The sequence below is a fragment of the Streptomyces sp. NPDC046876 genome (genome assembly GCF_040645035.1).
Lineage (GTDB): Bacteria > Actinomycetota > Actinomycetes > Streptomycetales > Streptomycetaceae > Streptomyces.
Map to the genome: position 1 here is coordinate 30821 of NZ_JBEYXK010000013.1, position 21814 is coordinate 52634.

The 21814-nt window shown below is 74.4% G+C and carries 13 protein-coding genes and 1 pseudogene; 9 read left to right on the forward strand and 5 right to left on the reverse strand.

What is annotated here, in order from left to right; genetic code table 11:
• Positions 1-48: 48 nt before the first annotated feature.
• From ABZ924_RS10620 to fxsT, 3 genes are all read left to right on the forward strand, one after another.
• On the forward strand, positions 49-1311 hold the full coding sequence (locus tag ABZ924_RS10620) for an FxsB family cyclophane-forming radical SAM/SPASM peptide maturase (RefSeq protein WP_361906717.1): 1263 nt from the start codon (positions 49-51) through the stop codon (positions 1309-1311).
• On the forward strand, positions 1308-2564 hold the full coding sequence (locus ABZ924_RS10625) for an HEXXH motif domain-containing protein (RefSeq protein WP_361906719.1): 1257 nt from the start codon (positions 1308-1310) through the stop codon (positions 2562-2564). Before ABZ924_RS10620 ends, ABZ924_RS10625 begins: the two co-directional genes overlap by 4 nt.
• 64 nt (positions 2565-2628) lie before the next feature.
• On the forward strand, positions 2629-5637 hold the full coding sequence (gene fxsT, locus ABZ924_RS10630) for an FxSxx-COOH system tetratricopeptide repeat protein (RefSeq protein ID WP_361906721.1): 3009 nt from the start codon (positions 2629-2631) through the stop codon (positions 5635-5637).
• A gap of 351 nt (positions 5638-5988) precedes the next feature.
• Here fxsT and ABZ924_RS10635 read toward each other — a convergent pair whose 3' ends face one another.
• From ABZ924_RS10635 to ABZ924_RS10650, 4 genes are all read right to left on the reverse strand, one after another.
• Positions 5989-9867 (reverse strand): multifunctional oxoglutarate decarboxylase/oxoglutarate dehydrogenase thiamine pyrophosphate-binding subunit/dihydrolipoyllysine-residue succinyltransferase subunit, encoded by a 3879-nt coding sequence (locus ABZ924_RS10635; protein WP_361906723.1) that lies wholly within the window; start codon positions 9865-9867, stop codon positions 5989-5991.
• A 258-nt stretch (positions 9868-10125) separates the two neighbouring features.
• Positions 10126-11205 carry a HAMP domain-containing sensor histidine kinase gene (locus ABZ924_RS10640; protein ID WP_361906724.1) on the reverse strand — a complete coding sequence of 360 codons (1080 nt, stop codon included), beginning with the start codon at positions 11203-11205 and terminating at the stop codon, positions 10126-10128.
• Positions 11202-11945, reverse strand: a complete 744-nt coding sequence (locus tag ABZ924_RS10645) for a response regulator transcription factor (protein WP_361906726.1) — start codon at positions 11943-11945, stop codon at positions 11202-11204. Before ABZ924_RS10645 ends, ABZ924_RS10640 begins: the two co-directional genes overlap by 4 nt.
• A 262-nt stretch (positions 11946-12207) precedes the next feature.
• Positions 12208-12726 (reverse strand): hypothetical protein, encoded by a 519-nt coding sequence (locus tag ABZ924_RS10650; RefSeq protein WP_361906728.1) that lies wholly within the window; start codon positions 12724-12726, stop codon positions 12208-12210.
• A gap of 191 nt (positions 12727-12917) precedes the next feature.
• On the opposite strand from ABZ924_RS10650, the gene ABZ924_RS10655 reads away from it, so the two are divergent.
• The 6 genes and pseudogenes from ABZ924_RS10655 (at position 12918) to ABZ924_RS10680 (ending at position 20274) form a co-directional block, all read left to right on the forward strand.
• The gene (locus tag ABZ924_RS10655) at positions 12918-14213 is read left to right on the forward strand and encodes a glycosyltransferase family 39 protein (RefSeq protein WP_361906730.1); all 1296 of its coding nucleotides are present in this window, start codon (positions 12918-12920) and stop codon (positions 14211-14213) included.
• A 679-nt stretch (positions 14214-14892) separates the two neighbouring features.
• Positions 14893-15762, forward strand: a pseudogene (locus ABZ924_RS10660) (sulfurtransferase); the annotation flags it as partial.
• Positions 15754-16311 carry a DinB family protein gene (locus tag ABZ924_RS10665; RefSeq protein WP_361906850.1) on the forward strand — a complete coding sequence of 186 codons (558 nt, stop codon included), beginning with the start codon at positions 15754-15756 and terminating at the stop codon, positions 16309-16311. The pseudogene ABZ924_RS10660 and the gene ABZ924_RS10665, both read left to right, overlap by 9 nt.
• A gap of 78 nt (positions 16312-16389) precedes the next feature.
• Positions 16390-17157 (forward strand): DUF4097 family beta strand repeat-containing protein, encoded by a 768-nt coding sequence (locus tag ABZ924_RS10670; protein ID WP_361906732.1) that lies wholly within the window; start codon positions 16390-16392, stop codon positions 17155-17157.
• A gap of 116 nt (positions 17158-17273) precedes the next feature.
• Positions 17274-19697, forward strand: a complete 2424-nt coding sequence (gene lon / locus ABZ924_RS10675; protein ID WP_361906734.1) for an endopeptidase La — start codon at positions 17274-17276, stop codon at positions 19695-19697.
• Positions 19698-19833: 136 nt separating this feature from the next.
• Positions 19834-20274: a MarR family transcriptional regulator gene (locus tag ABZ924_RS10680; RefSeq protein WP_361906736.1), complete on the forward strand. Its 441-nt coding sequence runs from the start codon at positions 19834-19836 to the stop codon at positions 20272-20274.
• 574 nt (positions 20275-20848) lie between these two features.
• Here ABZ924_RS10680 and ABZ924_RS10685 read toward each other — a convergent pair.
• Positions 20849-21619, reverse strand: coding sequence for a protein phosphatase 2C domain-containing protein (locus tag ABZ924_RS10685; RefSeq protein ID WP_361906738.1), 771 nt, complete (start codon positions 21617-21619; stop codon positions 20849-20851).
• Between the last annotated feature and the right edge of the window lie 195 nt (positions 21620-21814).

Here is a 21814-nt window from a genome sequence, read left to right on the forward strand (position 1 = left end):
GCCGGGGAATCCGCCCGGCGGCGGCCGGGGAGGGGGACGCAGGCGACGATGGGCCGCACCGACAGCAGCCGATCCGTGCTGCCCGTACACCGGGCCCGCGCGCCCTGGCCCTACGCCCGGCTGGACGTGCCCGCCCTGCGCGCCGCCGGCCACCGGCCCCACCCGATCCGGCAGTTCGTGCTCAAGACCCGCAGCCGCTGCAACCTCGCCTGCACCTACTGCTACGTGTACGAGATGGCCGACCAGAGCTGGCGCGGCCGCCCCGCCGCCATGTCCGCCGCCACCCGCCGCCGCGCCGCCGCCCGCATCGCCGAGCACGCCGCCGCCCACCGGCTGCCCCGCGTCGACCTCGTCCTGCACGGAGGCGAACCCCTGCTGACCGCCCCCGCCGAGCTCGCCGCACCCGTCGACGCCGTCCGGGACGCCCTGCGTACGGCGTCCCCGCGGACCGCGGTCACCGCCACCGTCCAGACCAACGCGACCCTGCTCACCCGCGGCCGGCTCGCCGCGCTCGCCGCCGCCGGGATCCGCGTCGGCGTCAGCCTCGACGGCGGGCTCCCCGGGCACAACGCCCGCCGCACGGACCGCACGGGCCGGCCTTCGTTCCCCGCCGCCGCCCGCGGGCTGCGCCTGCTCGCCCGGCATCCCGAGAGCTACGCCGGCCTGCTGTGCGTCGTCGACCCCGCCCAGGACCCGGTGGAGACGTACGAGTCCCTGCTCGCCTTCGCCCCGCCCGCCGTCGGGCTGCTGCTGCCGCTGGCCAACCGGAGCGCCCCGCCGCCCGGGCACGCACCGCACCCCGGCCCCGGCCCACGCCCCACCCCGTACGCCGACTGGCTCATCGCCGTCTTCGACCGCTGGTGGCACGACGCGGTGCCGCGCACCCGGATCCGCATGTTCGAGGAGATCATCGCGCTGCTGCTCGGCCTGCCCGCCGCCACCGAGACCCTCGGCCTCGCGCCCGCCGCCACCGCCGTCATCGAGACCGACGGCACCCTGGAGCAGACCGACTCGCTCAAGTCCGCCTACGAGGGCGCCGCCGCCACCGGGATGGCGGTCGACACCCACAGCTTCGACGACTTCCTCGACCACCCCGGCATGGCCGCCCGCCAGCTCGGCCTGGACGCCCTCGCCGACGACTGCCGAGCCTGCGAGCTCGTCGCCGTCTGCGGCGGCGGCCACTACCCCCACCGCTACGAGGACGGCGAGGGCTTCCGCCGGCCGTCCGTCTACTGCGCCGACCTCCAGGCCGTCATCCGGCACGTCGCCGCCGCCCTCCACCGCGCCGCCACCCGGGCGGCCGCCTCGTGACCGGGCCGCTGACCGCCTTCGCCGTGCCCTCGCCCCTGCTGCGCGCCCTCGCCTCCACCGAGCCGTCCGCCGAGGGCACCCGCCTGATCGGCGACATCCGCCGCTCCAAACGGCTCGTCCTGCTCCGCGGCGTCCTCGACGCAGCCCCCGGCCACCGCTCCGGCGAGGCCGCAGACCACTGGGCCCTGCTGGAGGAGGCCGAACGGCACGACCCCGGCGCCGTGCGCGACGTACTGCACTACCCCGCCACCGGCGTCTGGGCCGAGGAGACCCTGCGCAGGCTGCACGCCCCGTACGGGCCGCCGCCCGACCTCGGCCACCTCGGCGCCCTCGCCGTCGCCGCAGCCCTGCGCTCCGGCATCGCCTTCAAGGCCACCCTGCGGCCCGTCAACGGCCGCCTCGTGCTGCCCACCCTCGGACTGCTGCACCCGCCCCGCCCCGGCCCGCTCGCCCTCACCGAACGCTCCTGGGACCCCGACGACCCCGCCACCCTCCCGCTGCACACCCTCCCCGGCGGCCGCACCGCCCTCGACGACCTCGACCCGTACCGGGCCTGCGGCACCGCCCGCCCCGCACCCGTGCGCGCCGCCCGCCGGCTCACCCCCAAGGGCCACAAACGCTGGGACACCCAGTGGACCGGCGCCCTCACCCTGCTGGAGCGCTACGACACCGCGCGCGCCGGAGAGGTCACCGGGCTGCTGCGCTGCGTCGTGCCCCTGGCCGGCGGCTCCCGCTCCCACGGCGCCACCCTGCCCGCGGCCCCCGGCTCCGTCCTCGCCCGCAACCAGGCCCCGCCCGCCCTGGCCGCGACCCTCGTCCACGAGGTCCAGCACGGCAAGCTGACCGCCCTCGCCGACGTCCTCACCCTGCACACCGCCGACCGCACCCCCCGCCACTGGGCCCCCTGGCGCACCGACCCGCGCCCCCTGGAAGGACTCCTGCACGGCGCGTACGCCCACCTCGCCCTCGCCGGCTACTGGCAGCGCGCCGCCCTCTACGGGGCCCGCGGTGCCTGGGCCCAGCACGCCCGGATCCGCGCCCAGGTCGCCGCAGTCCTGCCCGCACTCCGCGCCCACCCCGAACTCACCGTCGCCGGAAGGGAGTTCACCGACGCCATGGCCGCCGCCGAACGGTCCATGGACGAGCTCGCGCCCCCCGGCGACCAGCACGCCGTGGCCCGCCGCGCCGTCGACCGGGCCCGCCGCGCCTGGTACGAGCAACACCCCGAACTCGCCCCGTACGCACAGGGCTGACGGACCGTCCGCTGCGGTACCTTTTCAACCCCGTCCACCGCCCGGATTCCAGGGAGACGGCCGCATGACCACCGGCATCCGCCAGGAGCGGGACCGAGACCCGGCCCCGCAGCCGCAGCGCTTCGTCATCAGCTTCGCGGGGTTCAACCGGCCCTGGGCCGTGTGGATCGCCCACCGCCTGGAGGAGCACGGCCACCGCGTCGCCCTCGCCCGCTGGGACCCGCAGGCCGAGGGCGGCCTCACCCAGGCCCTCGACGACCTCGCCCGCAGCGGCAGCCGGGTCCTGCTCATCCTCAGCGAACGGTACTTCTCCGGCGGCACCCACACCGACGAGGAGTGGAACACGGCCCTGCGCGCCGTCACCGACAGCCACCCCGACCGGTTCGCCGCCGTCTGCCTGACCGACGCCCCGCTGCCCAGCGCCGTCGCCGTCCTGGAGAAGACCGACCTGTGGGGCCTGGACGCCTACGAGGCCGAGTACCGCGTCCTGCGCCGCCTGGAGCTGCCCACCGACCGGGTCGGCACCGAAACGGGCCGCCGCGGGCCCCGCTTCCCCAACGACCCGCCCGAGATCTGGGGCCGCGTCCCGCGCCGCAACCCCCGCTTCACCGGCCGCAACGACGTCATCGGCCGGCTGCGCGCCGCCCTGTCCGAGGCCCCGCCCGGCGCCTCCACCGTCACCCTGCTCGGCCTGTCCGGCGTCGGCAAGACCCAGGTCGCCACCGAGTACGCCTACCGCTTCGCCTCCGAGTACGACGTGGTGTGGTGGGTCCCGGCCGAGGACCGGCCCACCCTGCGCGAACGGCTCGCCGACCTCGCCCCCGAGATGGGCCTGCCCCGCGGAGCCGGCAGCTACGGCGAGCAGATCCGGGCCGTGCTGGAGGCGCTGCGGCGCGGGAACCCGTACAGCCGCTGGCTGATGGTCTTCGACGGCTGCGACAACCCCGACGACCTCACCGACCTGCTGCCCTCCGGCGCCGGCGACGTCATCATCACCTCCCGCAACCGCGAATGGGCCTCCCGGCACACCAGCCTCGTCGAGGTCCCGCTGTACGCGCGCCCCGAGTCCATCACCTTCATCCGCCGCCGCGCCCGCCGGCTCACCGGCGCCGAGGCCGACCAGCTCGCCGAGGCCCTGGAGGACTACCCCCTCGCCCTCGACCAGACCGCCGGGTGGCTCGCCGACTCGCCCCTGACCGTCGGCGACTACCTGGCCCTGCTGCGGCGCCGGCTGGACTCCCGGGAAGCCGTCACCGTCTCCGACGACTACCCGCTGCCCTTCCCCACCGCCCTCGCGATACTGCTCAACAACGTCCGCGAGAACTTCCCCGACGCGCTCGCCCTGCTCAGGCTGTTCGTGTTCTTCGCGCCCGGGCCGGTACCGCTGCGGCTCCTGCGCGAATTCCCCGCCGACGACGTGCCCGAGCAGCTCGCCGGGCTCATCAACGACCAGATCCGGTGGAACGCCGCCCTCAACAAGCTCGTCCAGTTCTCCGTCGTCCGCCTGGAGTACTCCGACCTGGCCGTCGAGGAGGGCGGCGGCGGGCTGGAGACCGTCCAGCTGCACCGCATGGTCCACGGCATCGTCCGCCAGAACCTCTCCGAGGAGGAGGCCCGGCCGCTCGCCCGCGCCGTCCGGCAGGTCCTCGCCGCCGCCGACCCCGGCCGCCCCTCCGACTCGCGGCTGTGGCCCCGCTTCGCCGAGCTCATCCCGCACCTCGAAACCGCCGGCGTCATCAGCAGCACCAACCCGCGGATCCAGAACTTCCTGCTGAACTGCCTGCGCTACCTGATCCTCGCCGGGGAGTACCGCACCTGCCTGCGCCTCGCCGAGCAGACCGACGCCGTGTGGCGCGCCACCCTCGGCGACGACCACGAGCAGGTCCGCGAGCTCAGCTACCACTACGGCGGCGCCCTGCGCATGCTCGGCCACTTCAAACACGCCGAGACCCTCGCCAAATCGGTCGCCGACCGGCTGCTCGCCGAGCGCGGCGACCGCGACCTGCAGACCCTGCGCGCCACCAGCACCTACGCCGGCGTCCTGCTCGGCACTGCCAAGTTCGAGCAGGCGCGCGAGCTCCTGGAACACGCCTTCGCCCGGTACCGGGAACTGCTCGGCGAGGACGACTCCACCACCCTCAACGCCGAGAACAACGTCGCCGTCGTGCTGCGGCTGCTCGGCCGCTACCAGGAGGCGTACGAGACCGACCTCGACACCCTGCGCCGGCGCGAGCGGGTGCTGCGGGTCCGGCACATCGCCACCCTCTCCTCCGGGATTGGCTGCGCCATGGGGCTGCGGCTGATGGGCCGCTACCGCGAAGCCCTCGCCCGGCAGGAACAGGGCCTCAAGCTCAACTCCCAGGTCCTCGGCACCAACCATCCGCAGACCCTGCGCGCCGAGCACAACCTCGGCATGTGCCTGCGCCGCTCCGGGGACATCCCGGGGGCGGGGGCCCGTCTGCGCAGCGTCCTGGAGCGCTCGACCCGGGTCTTCGGCCCGGACTTCCCCTGGACCCTGATGGTCGCCTCCGACTACGCGACCTACCTGCGCGAGTACGGGGACATCGGCGAGGCCCGGCGGATCTCCGAGGAGGTGGTGCGCGGCTACCAGACGCAGCTGGGCCTCGCCCACCCGTACAGCATCGGAACCGTGGGCAACCTGGCGCTGGTGCTGCGGGCGCAGGGGGAGCGGCTGGAGGCGCTGAACCTGGCCGAGCAGGCGCTGGTCGGCATGCGGGGGGCGGTGGGGGAGCGCCACCCCTGGACGCTGGGCTGCGCCCTGAACGCCACCGGGCACCGGAACATCACGGGCCGCCTGGACGACGCGCTGTCCCTGAGCCGGGACACGCTGCGCGCGTGCGAGGCGGTCCTGGGGCCGGACCACCCCATGACGCTGAGCGCGCAGATCGCGCTGGCGGCGGACCTGCGGTCGGTCCGCGAGGACGTGGAGGCGGCCAAACACGAGGACGCCGGCCTGAAGGCCCTGACCCGGACCCTGGGCCCGCAACACGTCCACACGGTCTCGGCCCGCCAACAGATGCGGCCCTACTGGGACTTCGAACCCCAGCCGTAGCCCCGGCCGGGTCGGCCGCCCGCCCGTCGGGGCGTGGCCGCTGCGCGGAGCCCCTCCCCGCCCCGCCCTTTCTCCGTATCCCGGGACTGTCGCCCCGGCCCCCATTTGCCTCAAACGCTGGCGGGGCTGTTTTGCCGGCGCCCCGGCTGTCAGGTGGCGCGGCAGCACCGCTGACCTTCTCAGCGGGGGTCCGGCACATCCAGCCCCGCCGGCGTTTGAGGCGCGGGTCCGGGCGGAGCCCGGTGCCCGGCGGAGCCGGGTTCTCCGAGACGTCGCCGAGGCCGAACATGCCGGAAGGCCCGGTCCCCGTGGTGGGGGCCGGGCCTTCCGAGGGTTCAGCTAGCGCAGCGGTCAGGCCTCGAAGACCTCGTTGAGCAGCTGCTGCTGCTCAGCCTGGTGCCGCTTCGCGGAGCCGACCGCCGGGGACGAGCCGTGCGGGCGGGAGACCCGCCGCAGCCGCTCCGCCGGCGGAAGGTCGGCGCCGACCGCCAGGTCGAGGTGGTCGATCAGGTTCAGCGCGATGAACGGCCACGCACCCTGGTTCGCCGGCTCCTCCTGCGCCCAGATGTACTTCGCCGCGTTCGGGAACTTGGCGATCTCGGCCTGGAGCTCCGCACCCGGGAGGGGGTAGAGGCGCTCGATGCGGATGATGGCGGTGTCGGTGATGCCGCGCTTGACCCGCTCGGCCTCCAGGTCGTAGTAGACCTTGCCCGCGCAGAACACGACCTTGCGGACCGCGTTCGGGTCCACGGCCGTGTCGCCGATGACCGGACGGAACGAGCCGCTCGTGAACTCCTCCGCCTTGGACGCCGCCGCCTTCAGACGCAGCATCGACTTCGGGGTGAAGACGATCAGCGGCTTGTGGTGCGGGTTGTGGACCTGCCAGCGCAGCAGGTGGAAGTAGTTCGACGGGAGCGTCGGCATCGCGACCGTCATGTTGTTCTGCGCGCAGAGCTGCAGGAACCGCTCCGGGCGGGCCGAGGAGTGGTCCGGGCCCTGGCCCTCGTAGCCGTGGGGGAGCAGCAGGGTGACGCCGGAGGTCTGGCCCCACTTCTGCTCCGCCGAGGAGATGAACTCGTCGACGACGGTCTGCGCGCCGTTGACGAAGTCACCGAACTGGGCCTCCCACAGCACCAGCGCGTCCGGGCGGGCCAGCGAGTAGCCGTACTCGAAGCCCATCGCCGCGTACTCCGACAGCAGCGAGTCGTACACGTTGAAGCGGGCCTGGTCGTCCGACAGGTGCTGCAGCGGGGTGTAGTCCTCGCCCGTCGCACGGTCGATCAGGACGGCGTGGCGCTGGCCGAAGGTGCCGCGGCGGGAGTCCTGGCCGGACAGCCGGACCGGGGTGCCCTCCATCAGCAGCGAGCCGAAGGCGATCGTCTCGCCCATGCCCCAGTCGATGGTGCCGTCGTCGATCATCGCCGCGCGGCGCTGCAGCTGCGGCAGCAGACGCGGGTGGACGGTGTGCGCCTCGGGGATGTTGACCTGGGACTCGGCGATCCGCTTCACGACCTCCGGGGAGACCGCGGTGTTGACCGCGACCGGGAAGTCGGCCTGCTCCGACGGGGTGGCCGGCGGGGCGACCGCGGGCTGCGTGGCGGCCTCGCGGACCTCCGCGAAGACCTTCTCCAGCTGGCCCTGGAAGTCCTGCAGCGCCTGCTCGGCCTCTTCGAGGGTGATGTCGCCGCGACCGATGAGGGACTCGGTGTACAGCTTGCGCACCGAGCGCTTCTTGTCGATCAGGTCGTACATCAGCGGCTGCGTGAAGGCCGGGTTGTCGGACTCGTTGTGGCCGCGGCGGCGGTAGCAGATGAGGTCGATGACCACGTCCTTGTTGAACGCCTGGCGGAACTCGAACGCCAGACGGGCAACGCGGACCACGGCCTCCGGGTCGTCGCCGTTCACGTGGAAGATCGGCGCCTCGATCATGCGGGCCACGTCGGTGGCGTACATCGAGGAACGCGAGGACTCCGGGGCGGCGGTGAAGCCGACCTGGTTGTTGATCACGACGTGGACGGTGCCGCCGGTGCGGTAGCCGCGCAGCTGCGACATGTTCAGCGTCTCGGCGACGACGCCCTGGCCGGCGAAGGCCGCGTCACCGTGCAGGGCGACCGGCAGGACGGTGAAGTCCGTGCCGCCCTTGTTGATGATGTCCTGCTTGGCGCGGGCCACACCCTCCAGGACCGGGTCCACGGCCTCGAGGTGGGACGGGTTCGCGACGAGCGAGACCTTGATCTGCTCGCCGTCGAGGCCCGTGAAGGTGCCCTCGGCGCCCAGGTGGTACTTCACGTCGCCGGAGCCGTGCATCGACTTCGGGTCGAGGTTGCCCTCGAACTCGCGGAAGATCTGCGCGTACGACTTGCCGACGATGTTGGCGAGGACGTTCAGGCGGCCGCGGTGGGCCATGCCGATGACGACCTCTTCGAGGCGGGCCTCGGCCGCGGAGTCGATGACCGCGTCGAGCAGCGGGATGACGGACTCGCCGCCCTCCAGCGAGAAGCGCTTCTGGCCGACGTACTTCGTCTGCAGGAAGGTCTCGAAGGCCTCCGCCGCGTTCAGGCGGCGCAGGATCCGCAGCTGCTCCTCGCGCTCCGGCTTGGTGTGCGGGCGCTCGATGCGGTCCTGGATCCAGCGGCGCTGCTTGGGGTCCTGGATGTGCATGAACTCGACGCCGGTGGTGCGGCAGTACGAGTCGCGCAGCACGCCGAGGATGTCGCGCAGCTTCATCATCGACTTGCCGGCGAAGCCGCCGACGGCGAACTCGCGCTCCAGGTCCCACAGGGTGAGGCCGTGCTCGGTGATGTCGAGGTCGGGGTGCTTGCGCTGCTTGTACTCCAGCGGGTCGGTGTCGGCCATGACGTGGCCGCGGACCCGGTAGGAGTGGATCAGCTCGAAGACGCGGGCGGCCTTGGTGACGTCGTCGTCGTGCGAGGCGTCGATGTCGCGCATCCAGCGGACCGGCTCGTACGGGATCCGCAGCGCCTCGAAGACGTCGTCGTAGAAGCCGTTCTCGCCGAGGAGCAGGTTGGCGACGATCCGCAGGAACTCGCCGGAGGCCGCACCCTGGATGACCCGGTGGTCGTAGGTCGAGGTCAGGGTCATGACCTTGGAGACGCCCAGCTTGTTCAGGGTGTCCTGCGAGGTGCCCTGGAACTCGGCCGGGTAGTCCATGGAGCCGACGCCCATGATGACCGACTGACCGGGCATCAGGCGCGGCACGGAGTGGACGGTGCCCAGGCCGCCCGGGTTGGTCAGGGAGACCGTCACGCCGGTGAAGTCGTCCATCGTCAGCTTGCCGACGCGGGCGCGGCGGACGATGTCCTCGTAGGCCTGCCAGAACTCGAAGAAGTTCAGGGTCTCGGCCTTCTTGATGCCGGCGACGACGAGCTGGCGGTCGCCGTTCGGCTTGACCAGGTCGATCGCGAGGCCGAAGTTCACGTGCTCCGGCTTGACCAGGGTCGGCTTGCCGTCCTTCTCCGCGAAGGAGTAGTTCATGGACGGCATGGCCTTGATGGCCTGCACCATCGCGTAGCCGATGAGGTGGGTGAAGGAGATCTTCCCACCGCGGGCGCGCTTGAGGTGGTTGTTGATGACGATGCGGTTGTCGAACAGCAGCTTCACCGGGACGGCGCGGACCGAGGTGGCCGTCGGCACGTCGAGGGAGGCGTTCATGTTCTTCGCGACCGCGGCGGCCGGGCCGCGGAGCGTCACCAGCTCGGGGCCCGCCGGGGCCTCGGTGGCGGGCGCGGCCTTGGGGGCGGCGGGGGCGGCGGCGGCCGGAGCCTGGGCCTGAGGGGCGGGCGCGGCCGGTGCGGCGGCCGGGGCCTGGGAGGTGACAGTCACAGCAGGGGCACCAGAGGGAGTGGCAGGAGCAGGGGCAGGAGCTGACACAGGTGCGGCGGTCGGAGCGGGGGCTGCAGCGCTCGCCGCCCCCGTGGCGGCGGCGTCGGAGACCTGCGCGGCGACGGTGGTGGAGGCCTGTGCGGAGGCGCCAACCGTCGTCTGGGACTTCACCGGCTCGTCGGCCTTGGCGGGAGCGCTCGCGCCCCCCGGCTTGTAGTCGGCGAAGAAGTCCCACCAGGCCCGATCGACCGAATTCGGGTCCTGGAGGTACTGCTGGTAGATCTCGTCGACGAGCCACTCATTGGCGCCGAAGCCTGAGGCAGGGGTCTTCCCGCCTTCTGCTGCTTCGGTCGTTGTGCTCGAGTTACTGGGGGACTGTGGCGACACGGCGGCAACCGCCCTCTTCCGCTTCACAAGGTATGGACAGCGGGAATAAAGGCTACGCCTCCCGGGCGGGGAGATGCAGACCGGGCGGGACTTCCGTCATGTAGGTCACACCGAACGGCGGGTTTCGGGGCCCTGAATGGCGGGAAACGAGCCTGGTTCGGGTAGCGCACAACCGGGTTGCGGCCCCCTGGCTTCGCACCCCTGACGGACCCCGGGCACGTGTGGCCGAGATCATGTCCTTCCCAGTCGAACCCTACGTCAATGCGGCGCCGCGGGGCTGCCCGGAAGCGTGACAAGGATGCGGCAGCCCCGTGACGATTCGGCCACGCCGATCCGGCCGCCGTGCAGCTCGACCGCCCAGCGGGCGATCGCCAGGCCCAGACCGGTGCCCCCGTCGCCGCCGCTGGCGCTGCCCCGGTTGAACCGCTCGAAGACCCGGTGCCGCTCGGCCTCCGGGATCCCGGGGCCCTCGTCCACCACCTCCAGGGCGAGGCTCCCGGGCGCCTCCCCGGCCCGGGCACGGACGGTGACCCGGCCCAGCGCCGGGCTGTGCTTGACCGCGTTGTCGATCAGGTTCGCCACCACCTGGTGCAGCCGCTCGGCGTCCGCGTACGCGGTCAGCCCGGGCGGGAACACGTCCAGGTGCAGGTGCACGTCGTTGCGGGTGTGCCCGCCCGAGCCCGAGGCCAGCCCCGGCCGGCCGGCCGCCGCCAGCCCGGATTCCTTCAGCACGCCCGACAGGTACGGCCACACCTCGAAGCGCCGCGCCTTCAGCGGGACCACCCCGTTGTCCACCCGGGACAGGTCCAGCAGCGTCTCCACCAGCCGGCCGAGGCGCTCCGTCTGCTTCAGCATGGTCCGCATCGTCTCCGGGTCGGCCTCGGAGACCCCGTCCACCACGTTCTCCAGCACCGCCCGCAGCGCCGCGATCGGCGTGCGCAGCTCGTGCGAGACATTGGCGACGAGCTCCCGGCGGTGCCGGTCCACGGCCTCCAGGTCGTCCGCCATCAGGTTGATCGTGGAGGCCAGGTCGCCCAGCTCGTCGCGGCGGCCCGCCCCGCGCACCCGGCGGGTGAAGTCCCCGTGCGAGATCGCCCGGGCCACCCGCGTCATGTCGTCCAGCGGGGCCGTCAGGCTGTGCGCCACGAACTGGGTGATCAGCATCGAGGCGATCACCGAGAAGACGGTGATGAAGCGGAGCTCGGTGTCGGTGCGCAAGGCCACCATCAGCAGGCCCGTGGTGATGAAGACCGACACCACCACCAGCGTGCCGAGCTTCGTCTTGATCGAGAACGGGGAGAACGGGCGCAGCCCTCCCTCGGGGCGCCCGCCGCTCACGCCTGCGCCGGGGTCTCCAGGGCGTACCCGACGCCGTGGACCGTACGGATCCGCTCCGCCCCGATCTTCCGGCGCAGGGCCTTGATGTGGCTGTCGACCGTACGGGTGCCGGAGGCGTCGGCCCAGTCCCACACCTCGGCGAGCAGCTGCTCCCGCGAGAGCACCGCCCGCGGCGTCCCCGCCAGGCACACCAGCAGGTCGAACTCGGTCGGCGTCAGGTGCACGTCCTCGGCCTGGACCCGGACCCGGCGCTGCGCGTGGTCGATCTCCAGGTCCCCCAGGCGCAGGGTGGCCCCCCGCGGGGCGGTTGCGGCCAGCGTCGCGCGCTCCACGCGGCGCAGCAGCACGTGCACCCGGGCCGCGAGCTCGCGCATCGAGAACGGCTTCGTCATGTAGTCGTCCGCGCCCACGCCGAGCCCGACCAGCATGTCCGTCTCGTCGTCGCGCGCGGTGAGCATCAGCACCGGCACCGGGCGCTGCGCCTGGACCCGGCGGCAGACCTCCAGGCCGTCGAAGCCGGGCAGCATCACGTCCAGGACCAGCAGCTCCGGCTGCCAGCTCTCGGCCGAGGCCACGGCGGCCGGGCCGTCGTAGGCCGTCTGCACCTGGAAGCCCTCGGCGCGCAGCCGGGCCGAGATGGCGTCGGCGATGGTGCGGTCGTCCTCGACCACGAGCACGCGCCGCTGGGCGCCGGGAGTGGCCGCCGCGCCGCCGTGGGTGGTGTGCGTCGTCTGTTCCATGTCCCGCCCCTGAAGATCCGCGTGATGGGGGCAGCGTAGAGGAGGCACCGGCCTGCGGCTATGCGGGGTTCAGACAGCGAAAACGCCGGAGGTACGGGTTCCGCTTGGGGGCGGAACCGGACATGAGCGGCGATGCCGGGCCTTGTGAACGTACCCGAACCGTTACCTCGGGGTGGCGGGTCCGTGTCCCCCGTCAGAGGGCCTGGTGGGCGGGCCCGTCAGGCGTGGCCCGTAAGGCGTGCCCGGGCCAGGCCCGGCGCCGTCAGCTCCCCTCGAACGGGGGCAGCGCGGACAGGACCTCCGACAGGGCCGCCGGGATGCTGCCGTCGGCCGCCATGACCTCGAAGCCGCCGTGCACGAAGGCGTACGTGAACCCGTCGTAGACCGTCGGGCCGCCCCTCGGGACCCGCGGCAGGTGCGGGAAGTCCGCCGCCGCGAGCGCGCTGCGCAGCCGCGCCAGGCCGTCCGGCGACAGCTTCCCGGCGCCGACCTGCCGGGCCTTGCCGTCCAGCCGGATCCAGGAGCCGTCGCCCTTGACCAGCAGGCTGGTGGTCCGGCCGGCGAAGCCGCCGCTGCGGGTGACGGTGACCAGGCGCTCGGCTGCGGAGGGCGGCCGGGGCGTCGTGGGTGTCGGCGTCGGGGTGGTCGGCGTGCCCGGGCCGGCGGTCGTACTGCTGTGCGAGGGGTTCGGTGCGGCCCCGTCCGCGCCGCCCGCACCGCACCCGGCCAGGACCACCGCACCCAGCAGCACCGCCGCTGCCGTCGCTCTCCTCGCGCGCACACCCCACCCCCGCAGGTATTCGGGCCGACCCCCGAGTATGGAGTCGGCCCCGCCCGTACGGAAAGCACCCGGAGGACGACATCCGCACCGCCGTCCCGCGCTGCCTGCCGCCGCTGCTCGCCCTCCTCCTCGGGCTGTGGGGCCTGTCGCGCGACGATGGCGACGGCGGTGCCGGCGGCCGAGGCGGCAGCATGTGGCGCGACGAGGCCGTCACCTGGGAGGTGGCGCACCGGCCGCTCGGCGGGCTGTGGGACCTGCTCGGGCACGTCGATGCCGTCCACGGCCTCTACTACCTCCTGATGCACGGCGTGTTCCGGCTCCTCGGCAGCGACCCGGCGGGTGCCGCCGGAGGCCTGTGGGCGCTGAGGCTGCCGTCCGTCGCCGCCACCGCCCTCGCCGCCGCCGGAGTGGCCGCCGTCGGCCGCCGGCTCGCGGGGGAGCGGGCCGGGCTGCTGGGCGGGCTGGTCTACGCCGTGCTGCCGCCCGTGCAGATGTACGCCCAGGAGGGCCGCTCGTACGCGCTGGTCGCGGCGGCCGTCGTCTGGGCCACGTACCTCATGCTGTGCGAGCGCTGGACCGCGTACGGGGCGGTGCTGGCGGTGGGGTGCTGGCTGCACGAGTTCGCCGCCCTCGCCCTCCTCGCGCACGCCGTCACCGCCCGGCGCTCGCCCGGCTGGCGGCGCGCGGCCGCCGCGGTGCTCGTGCTGGTGCTGCCGCTGGCCGTGGTCAGCGCCCGCCAGGCGGAGCAGCAGCTGGGCTGGCTCGGCCGGCCGAAGTGGCAGGACTGGGCGGCGTACGCGGTCCTCGCCGTCGCCGTCCGGCTGCTCACCCGCGGCGGCGCGCTGCCGCGGGAGCTGGTCCGGGTCGCCGTGCCGCTGGCGCTGCTGCCGCCCGGGGTGCTCATGGCGGTCTCGCTGGTCCACCCCTGGTACGTCGACCGGTACGTGCTGTACGCCCTGGCCGGGCTCGCCCTGGCCGCCGGGGCCCGGCTCGCGGCCGTGCGGCGCCGGCGGGCGCGGGTGGGGGCCGGGGTCGGGGTCGCCCTGCTCCTGCTGCCGTTCGGGTGGTGGTCGGTCTGGCTGCGCACCCCCGAGAGCCGCAAGGACGACGCCCTCGCGGTGGCCGCCGCGGTCCGGGAGCGGGCCCGGCCCGGGGACGCGGTGCTGTTCATGCCGGCCCGGCGGCGCGCCTGGCTGCTGTCCTCGCCCGGGGTGTACGGGGGGCTGCGGGACCTGGCCCTGGAACGGTCCCCGGCGGCCTCGGCCTCGCTGTGGGGCACCGAGGTGCCGGCGGCGGAGATCCGGGCGCGGCTCGCGGCCGCCCCGCGGGTGGTGGCCCTGCTGGATCCGGCCGGGCAGCCGCTGGATCCGTACCCGGGGGAGGCCGCGAAGCGGGAGGTTTTGGGCGCGGAATTCGCCCTGTGCGGGGTGGAGGAGGTCCGGGGGGCCCGCATCGCCGTGTACGCCCGGCGCGGCGCCTGCCCCTGACCGGCCCGGGCCCGGGGATGCGTGCCTGCGGGCCCGGCGGCCGCCCGGGTGCCGCGCTCGCCGCGGTCCGCGGGTGCCGCTGCGCGGAGCTACTCCCCGCCCCGCCCTTTCACCGTTTCCCGGGCTGCGCCCCGGACCCCCTTCGCCTCAAGCGCCGGCGGGGCTTGAAGTGCGGGGCCTGGAGTGCGGGGCTGCGCCCCGGACCCCGTTCGCCTCGAGCACCGGCGGGGCTTGAAGTGCAGGCGCCGGCGGGGCTTGAAGGTTCGGGACCGGCGCCCGGTGACAGGGGGCGGTACATGCGGCCACGGCCGCCCACTTTGAAGCCGAAGGTCGGCACAACCGGTCTCGGCCGTCCCGTCCGTAGCCGAGGGCCGGGAAATCCAGCCTCGCCGGCGGTTGAGGCGCGGGGTCTGGGGCGGAGCCCCAGGAGTTCAGGCGGCTTCGCCGACGCCTGGGGCGGGGGTCCGGCGAATTCAGCCTCGCCGGCGTTTGAGGCGCGGGTCCGGGCGGAGCCCGGTGCCCGGCGGAGCCGGGGTGTCTGGGGCTCCGCCCCGGACCCCCGCCAAGCGCCCGGCCGACCCCGGCTTCGGAGGAGGCCCGCCCCAGCCCCGTCGGCGTTTGAGGCGGCTGGGGCAAGATGGGGGGCGGTACGTTGCATCGGGGATTCGGGGCGCGTCACATGGACACGGCACACACGACACCGCACGTCGCCAAGGGAGTTGGCCAGGAGCCGGTGGGGCCGCTGGTGGGGGTCGACTGGTTGGGGGCACGGCTCGGCAGCCCCGGGCTGGTCGTCTTCGACGCCTCCGTCGGGGTTCACCGCGGCGCCGGCCGGCGGATCCCCGGGGCCCGGCCCTTCGACCTCGACGGCGAGCTGTCCGACCACGACGCCCCTGCCCCGCACACCATGCCCGGCGCCGCCGCCTTCACCGAGGCGATGCGGGCCCTCGGCGTGGACGACACCGCCACCGTCGTCGTCTACGACGGCGCCGGCATCTACTCCAGCGCCCGCGCCCGGTGGATGCTGCGCGCCATGGGCTTCGACCGGGCCGCCGTCCTCGACGGCGGCCTGCCCGCCTGGACCGCCGCCGGGCTGCCCGTCGAGGACGCGGTGCCGGCGTACGAAGGGCCGCGCGGCTCCTTCACCGCCCGCCCCCGCCCGGGGCTGCTGGTCGGCAGCGATGCCGTCACCGCCGCCCTGGCCGACCCGGCCGCGGCCGTGGTGGACGCCCGGACCCGGGAGCGGTTCGCCGGCACGGCGCCCGAGCCGCGGCCGGGCCTGCGCGGCGGCCACATGCCGGGGGCGGTCAACCTGCCGTTCGGGGAACTGCTGGGCGACGGCGGCCACATGCGGCCCGCCACCGAACTCCGCGAGGCCTTCGCGGCGCTGGTCGGGGAGCGGGAGCAGCTGGTGTTCAGCTGCGGGTCGGGGGTCACGGCCTGCGTCCTCGCGCTCGGCGCCGAACTCGCCGGCTACTCCTCCCTCACCGTGTACGACGGCTCGTGGACCGACTGGGCCATGCGGCCGGAGCTGCCGGCGGTGACGGGCAGGAGGGCGGAGTTCGCGGGCGGGCCGGCCTCCGAGCACCGGTTCGCCGGACCCGCGACGGGTGACGAGCGGAGCATCCTGACCGACGTCCTGGAGGCGCAGCGGGCGACGCTCGAGGTGAAGTGTTCCGGGCTGGGCGCCGAACTGTCGCTGCGCTCGGTCGAGCCGTCCACGCTCTCGCTGCTGGGCCTGGTCCGGCACCTCGCCGACATGGAGCGGCGCTGGTTCCGGAAGGTCCTGGCGGGCCAGGAGGCGCCGGCCCTGTTCTCGTCGGAGGCCGACCCGGACGGGGACTTCGACGGCGTGGCCCCGCCCGGCCCGGGTACCGCCGCCGCAGCCGAGGCGGCATGGGCGGCCTGGCGTGCCGAGACCGCGTTCGCCCGCGCCTTCACCGCGGACGCCCCCGACCTCGACGTGGAGGCACAGGACGACTGGCGCGGCCGGGTCTCCCTGCGCTGGGTCCTGGTCCACATGATCGAGGAATACGCCCGCCACAACGGCCACGCCGACCTCCTGCGCGAACGCATAGACGGCACGGTCGGCCTCTGACCCCAGGGGGATAACCCCACCCCCGGGACGGGTAGCCGCACCATCGGCAAGGCGGTCCCGGCCCGGGAGACTCGGGCCATGACTCGATACCCCGTCCCGTTCCGCCCCGTTCGTACGGCGGTTGTCGCTGCCGGTGCCGGACTGCTGCTGGCCGGCTGCTCGTTCGACCTGGCCGCCGCCAAGACCGAGACGGCCACCGCGGATGCCGTGGTCGCCGAGGCCGTGACGGCGGTCGAGGTGCCGGACGCCCGCCGGGGCTCCATCGAGGTCACCCCCGGCAGCGGGCCGGGCGTCACGGTCCGCCGCACCGTGCACTACCGCGGCAGCGCCCCGACGCCCGGGCAGCGGGTCGAGGGCGGGCGGCTCGTGTTCAGCGACGGCTGCCCCGCCGCCGCGGGGGCGTGCTGGGTCGACTACCGCCTGGAGGTTCCGGCCGCCGCCGCCGTCAAGCTCACCAGCAGCAGCGGCCGCATCTCCGCCACCGGGGTGGCCGCGGCCGAGCTCACTTCATCCTCCGGCGCGATCAGGGCAGAGGGCATCACCGGCCCGCTGAAGGCCCGTACGGCCTCCGGCTCCGTCACCGGCGCCGGGCTGTCCGGGCCGAGCGCCGAGGCCGCCGCCTCCTCCGGCGCCGTCGCCCTGGAGTTCACGAAGCCCCCGGCCTCGGTGGCGGCCCGCACGAGCTCGGGCGACGTCACCCTCCGCGTCCCCCGCGCCCCGTACCGGGTCGAGACCGGGACGGCCTCCGGCAAGCAGGACGCTTCCCTGGCCTCGGACCCGGCCGCGGCGTCCCGGATCGCCGTCCACACCTCCTCGGGGGACATCCGCGTGGAAGCCGCCGGCTGACCGGGCGACAGACCCTGCGACTCCTGTTCGCCCGAGGCGAACAGGAGTTGGGGAACATCGGGAGGCGCACATGCATTGAGTCGACATAGCTCAACTTCACTGCCGGAGGGAAGATCATGGCTTCGACGTCCGTAACGCTCACCCTGCCCGTGTTGCCGCTCGACGACGAGGTCGTGCTGCCCGGAATGGTCGTACCGCTGGACCTGTCCGACGCCGAGGTGCGGGGCGCCGTCGAGGCCGCCCAGGCCGCGGTGCGCAGCGGGAAGCCCCGGGTGCTGCTCGTGCCGCGGGTCGACGGCAAGTACGCCGGCACCGGTGTGCTCGGGACCGTCGAGCAGGTGGGCCGGCTCTCCGACGGAGACCCCGGGGCGCTCATCCGCGGCATCGGCCGCGTCCGTATCGGCGCCGGGACCACCGGGCCCGGCGCCGCGCTCTGGGTCGAGGGCGAGAGCGTCGACGAGCGGCTGGCCGATCCGCTGCCCGGATCCGTCACCGAGCTCGTCAAGGAGTACAAGGCCCTCGCCACCAGCTGGCTGAAGAAGCGCGGCGCCTGGCAGGTCGTGGACCGCATCCAGCAGATCGAGGGCGTCTCCGCCCTCGCCGACAACTCCGGCTACTCGCCCTTCCTGACCACGGCCCAGAAGGTGGAGCTGCTGGAGACCGCCGATCCGGTCGCCCGCCTCAAGCTCGCCATCACCTGGCTGCGCGACCACCTCGCCGAGCAGGACGTCGCCGAGTCCATCGCCAAGGACGTCCAGGACGGCGTCGAGAAGCAGCAGCGCGAGTTCCTGCTGCGCCGTCAGCTCGAGGCCGTGCGCAAGGAGCTGCGCGAGCTGGGCGGCGAGAAGGAGGGCGAGGAGTCCGACGACTACCGGGCCCGCGTCGAGGCCGCCGACCTGCCCGAGAAGGTGCGGGAGGCCGCCCTCAAGGAGGTCGACAAGCTGGAGCGCGCCAGCGACCAGTCCCCCGAGGGCTCCTGGATCCGCACCTGGCTCGACACGGTCCTCGAACTGCCCTGGAACGAGCGGACCGAGGACGAGTACGACATCCGCGGCGCCCGCGCCGTCCTGGACGCCGAGCACGCCGGGCTCAGCGACGTGAAGGACCGCATCACCGAGTACCTCGCCGTGCGCAAGCGCCGCTCCGAGCGCGGGATGGGCGTCATCGGCGGCCGCCGCGGCGGCGCCGTCCTCGCCCTCGTCGGCCCGCCCGGCGTCGGCAAGACCTCCCTCGGGGAGAGCGTGGCCCACGCCATGGGCCGCAAGTTCGTCCGCGTCGCCCTCGGCGGCGTCCGGGACGAGGCCGAGATCCGCGGCCACCGCCGTACGTACGTGGGCGCGCTGCCCGGCCGCATCGTCCGCGCCATCAAGGAGGCCGGCTCGATGAACCCGGTCGTCCTCCTCGACGAGATCGACAAGGTCGGCTCCGACTTCCGCGGCGACCCGGCCGCCGCCCTGCTGGAAGTCCTCGACCCCGCCCAGAACCACACCTTCCGCGACCACTACCTGGAGGTGGAGCTCGACCTCAGCGACGTCGTCTTCCTCGCCACCGCCAACGTGCTGGAGGCCATCCCCGAAGCCCTCGCCGACCGCATGGAGCTCGTCCGCCTCGACGGCTACACCGAGGACGAGAAGATCGTCATCGCCCGCGACCACCTGCTGCCCCGCCAGCTGGAGCGGGCGGGCCTCGCCGCCGACGAGGTCGTCCTGGAGGAGGACGCCCTGCGCAAGCTCGCCGGCGAGTACACCCGCGAGGCCGGCGTGCGCACCCTGGAGCGCTCCATCGCCCGGCTGCTGCGCAAGGTGGCCTCGCAGCACGAGCTGGGGGAGAAGGAGCTGCCGCTGCGGATCGGCGCCGAGGACCTGCGGGCCCTGATCGGCCGGCCGCGCCACGTGCCGGAGTCCGCGCAGGACCCCGCCGAGCGGCGCACCGCCGTCCCCGGCGTGGCCACCGGCCTCGCGGTCACCGGCGCCGGCGGCGACGTGCTCTTCGTCGAGGCCTCGCTCGCCGACCCCGAGACCGGCGCCGCCGGACTGACCCTGACCGGACAGCTGGGCGACGTGATGAAGGAGTCCGCGCAGATCGCGCTGAGCTTCCTGCGCTCGCACGGCGCCGAGCTGGAGCTGCCCGTCGCCGACCTGAAGGACCGGGGCGTCCACATCCACTTCCCGGCGGGCGCCGTCCCCAAGGACGGGCCGAGCGCGGGCATCACCATGACCACCGCCCTCGCCTCGCTGCTGTCCGGGCGGCAGGTCCGTACGGACGTGGCGATGACCGGCGAGGTCTCGCTGACCGGGCGGGTCCTGCCGATCGGCGGCGTCAAGCAGAAGCTGCTCGCCGCGCACCGGGCCGGCCTGACCACGGTCATCATCCCCAAGCGCAACGAGGCCGACCTGGACGACGTCCCCGCCGAGGTGCTGGAGGGGCTGGAGGTGCATCCGGTGACCGATGTCCGCCAGGTGCTCCAGCTGGCGCTGGCCCAGGGCCAGGTCCAGGGCGACCAGGTCCCGCCGGTGGTGCCCGTCACCACGGCCGCCTGAGCCCTGCGCGACGGCCCGGGAGTCCCGCTCCGGCGGGGTCCCGGGCCGTCGCCGTACGCGCTGCGAAATACTGGAGGCCTCCGGCGCACGGGTGCCGGGGCCGGGGACGGGATCACGGGATCGACGGGAGCGGCACGTGCACGGCAGCGAAGACCAGGAGTTCCTCGCCCTGGAGCGGGAGCTGTCCGTCTTCCTGCGGCGGGCCCGCGCCTCCTCCGGGGAGATGGCGCGCGCCCTGCACCCCGAGCTGGAGCCCGCCGCGTACGGACTCCTCGTCCGCCTGGAGGCCGCCGGCCGCCAGCGGGCCACCGAGCTCGCGGCGTACTTCGGGGTCGGCAAGGCCACCATGAGCCGGCAGCTGCGGGCCCTGGAGGTGCTGGGGCTGGTGGCCCGCGAGCCGGATCCGGCCGACGGCCGGGCCTTCCTGGTCGGACTCACCGAGGAGGGCCGCGAGCGGTTCCTGCGGGTGCGGGGGGCTCGGCGGGAGCAGTACATGCGCAAGCTCGCCGACTGGGACCGCGGCGAGGTCGCGGAACTGGCCCGCCTCCTGAACCAGCTGAACCAGGGCGAGGAATAGCCCCCGGCCAGCGGGAACCAGCCCGAGCCACGCGCCCCGAAGCCGAGCTCCGGCCACTCCGCCTCACTGGCTTCCCATCCCGAGGCTCGGCAACTCCAGCGTCGCCTCTGCTTCGAAGCCGGGTCCGGCATGTCCAGCCTCGCCGGCGTGCGGGTCCGGGCGGAGCCCGGTGCCCGGCGGAGCCGGGTTCCGGGGGGGGGGGGGGGGGCGCGCCCCCCCCCCCCCCCCCCCCGGGGGGGGGGGGGGGGGGGCGGCCCCCGCTGCCCGGCGGAGCCGGGTTCCTCGGGGCGCCGCCCCGAACCCCGCGCCTCAAACGCCGGCGGGGCTGAGATTGCCGACCCTCGGCTTCGAGGGTGGCGGCCGGGTTGCTGGGGCGCCGCCCCAGACCCCGCGCCTCAAACGCCGGCGAGGCTGAGTTTGCCCAGGCAGCCCCGGCTCCGCCAACCCCTGTGACGGGGGTCCGGCAATCCAGCCTCGCCGGCGATTGAGGCGCGGGTCCGGGCGGAGCCGGGTTCCTCGGGGCGCCGCTCCGAACCCCGCGCCTCAAACGCCGCGGGGGTAGGGGCGTCGGGGCCTACAGTTCTGCGTAGGCCGCTGAGGCGTCGTCGTGGCGTTTGGCGCGGGGTGGGGCCGGCGGGGCCGCCTCCAGCGCGCGGACCCGGGCGATCAGCCCCCGCGCCCCCTCCCGCCGCAGCACCGCAAGGCACCGCGCCCAGTCCCCCTCCGCGAAGGTGTCCGTCCACCGGCTCGCCCCGTCGGTGAGCGCGGCCACCGCCCGGACCCGCTCGCGCGGGGTGCGGCCGGTCACCGCCCGCGCCGCGACCGCCGGGTCCGCGGCCGCCGTGAAGAACCCGCCCTCCGCATTGCGCAGCGCGTCCGCGGTCGCCCGGGTGCGCAGCGCCTCGCGCGGGATCCGGTCGAGGCGGTCGTCGAGGACCGCCGTCACCTCCCCGCCGGGCGCCTCGAGCAGCAGGACGGAGTCCGAGAGCACCAGGTGCTCCACGTACGCCTCGTCCCAGCGGACCATCACCACCGTGGCCTGCGGCGTGCGTACGTGAGAAAGGTCACACGTGCCGCGGTGGGCGTCGGCGGTGTCGAGGATGGACTCCGCCAGGATCCGGTCCAGCGGCATGTCCCGCCGCGATCCGGACAGTTCGGTCAATCGGCCCCCGAGTCGGGTGGTGAACCACGGGACGCCGTGCGCGCACCCGACGTCGCCGGGCGGCGGGGTGACCCCGTCCAGGGCGACCAGGACGCCGCCGCCCGAGGCGGGCGTCGCGGCTGATAGCCAGTCCTCGTTGGGGCGTTCCGGGTTGCCGGGGGCCGTGGCGAGGTCGATGCGCATGCGGACATTCTGCCCGCGGCACCCCCGCGGCGGGCCGGATCGCCCGGGAAGGTCCGTACCAACTCGCGGTGTCGGGGCCGGGTGCCGCTTCCCCGCCGTCCGGGGCCGCCCGGAGGCATCCCCGGCACATGTGGGCGCGCATATTGCCAAAGCCCCCATCGATCTTTCAACCACCCGTCGGTGGATGCGCCCTGA

What these genes read in the sequence shown, in the direction of transcription:
- ABZ924_RS10620 (WP_361906717.1), top strand. Translation starts at nt 49, where the DNA reads ATGGGCCGCACCGACAGCAGCCGATCCGTGCTGCCCGTACACCGGGCC.
- fxsT (WP_361906721.1), top strand. Translation starts at nt 2,629, where the DNA reads ATGACCACCGGCATCCGCCAGGAGCGGGACCGAGACCCGGCCCCGCAG.
- ABZ924_RS10645 (WP_361906726.1), bottom strand. Translation starts at nt 11,945, where the DNA reads ATGGAACAGACGACGCACACCACCCACGGCGGCGCGGCGGCCACTCCC.
- ABZ924_RS10655 (WP_361906730.1), top strand. Translation starts at nt 12,918, where the DNA reads ATGTGGCGCGACGAGGCCGTCACCTGGGAGGTGGCGCACCGGCCGCTC.
- ABZ924_RS10670 (WP_361906732.1), top strand. Translation starts at nt 16,390, where the DNA reads ATGACTCGATACCCCGTCCCGTTCCGCCCCGTTCGTACGGCGGTTGTC.
- lon (WP_361906734.1), top strand. Translation starts at nt 17,274, where the DNA reads ATGGCTTCGACGTCCGTAACGCTCACCCTGCCCGTGTTGCCGCTCGAC.
- ABZ924_RS10685 (WP_361906738.1), bottom strand. Translation starts at nt 21,619, where the DNA reads ATGCGCATCGACCTCGCCACGGCCCCCGGCAACCCGGAACGCCCCAAC.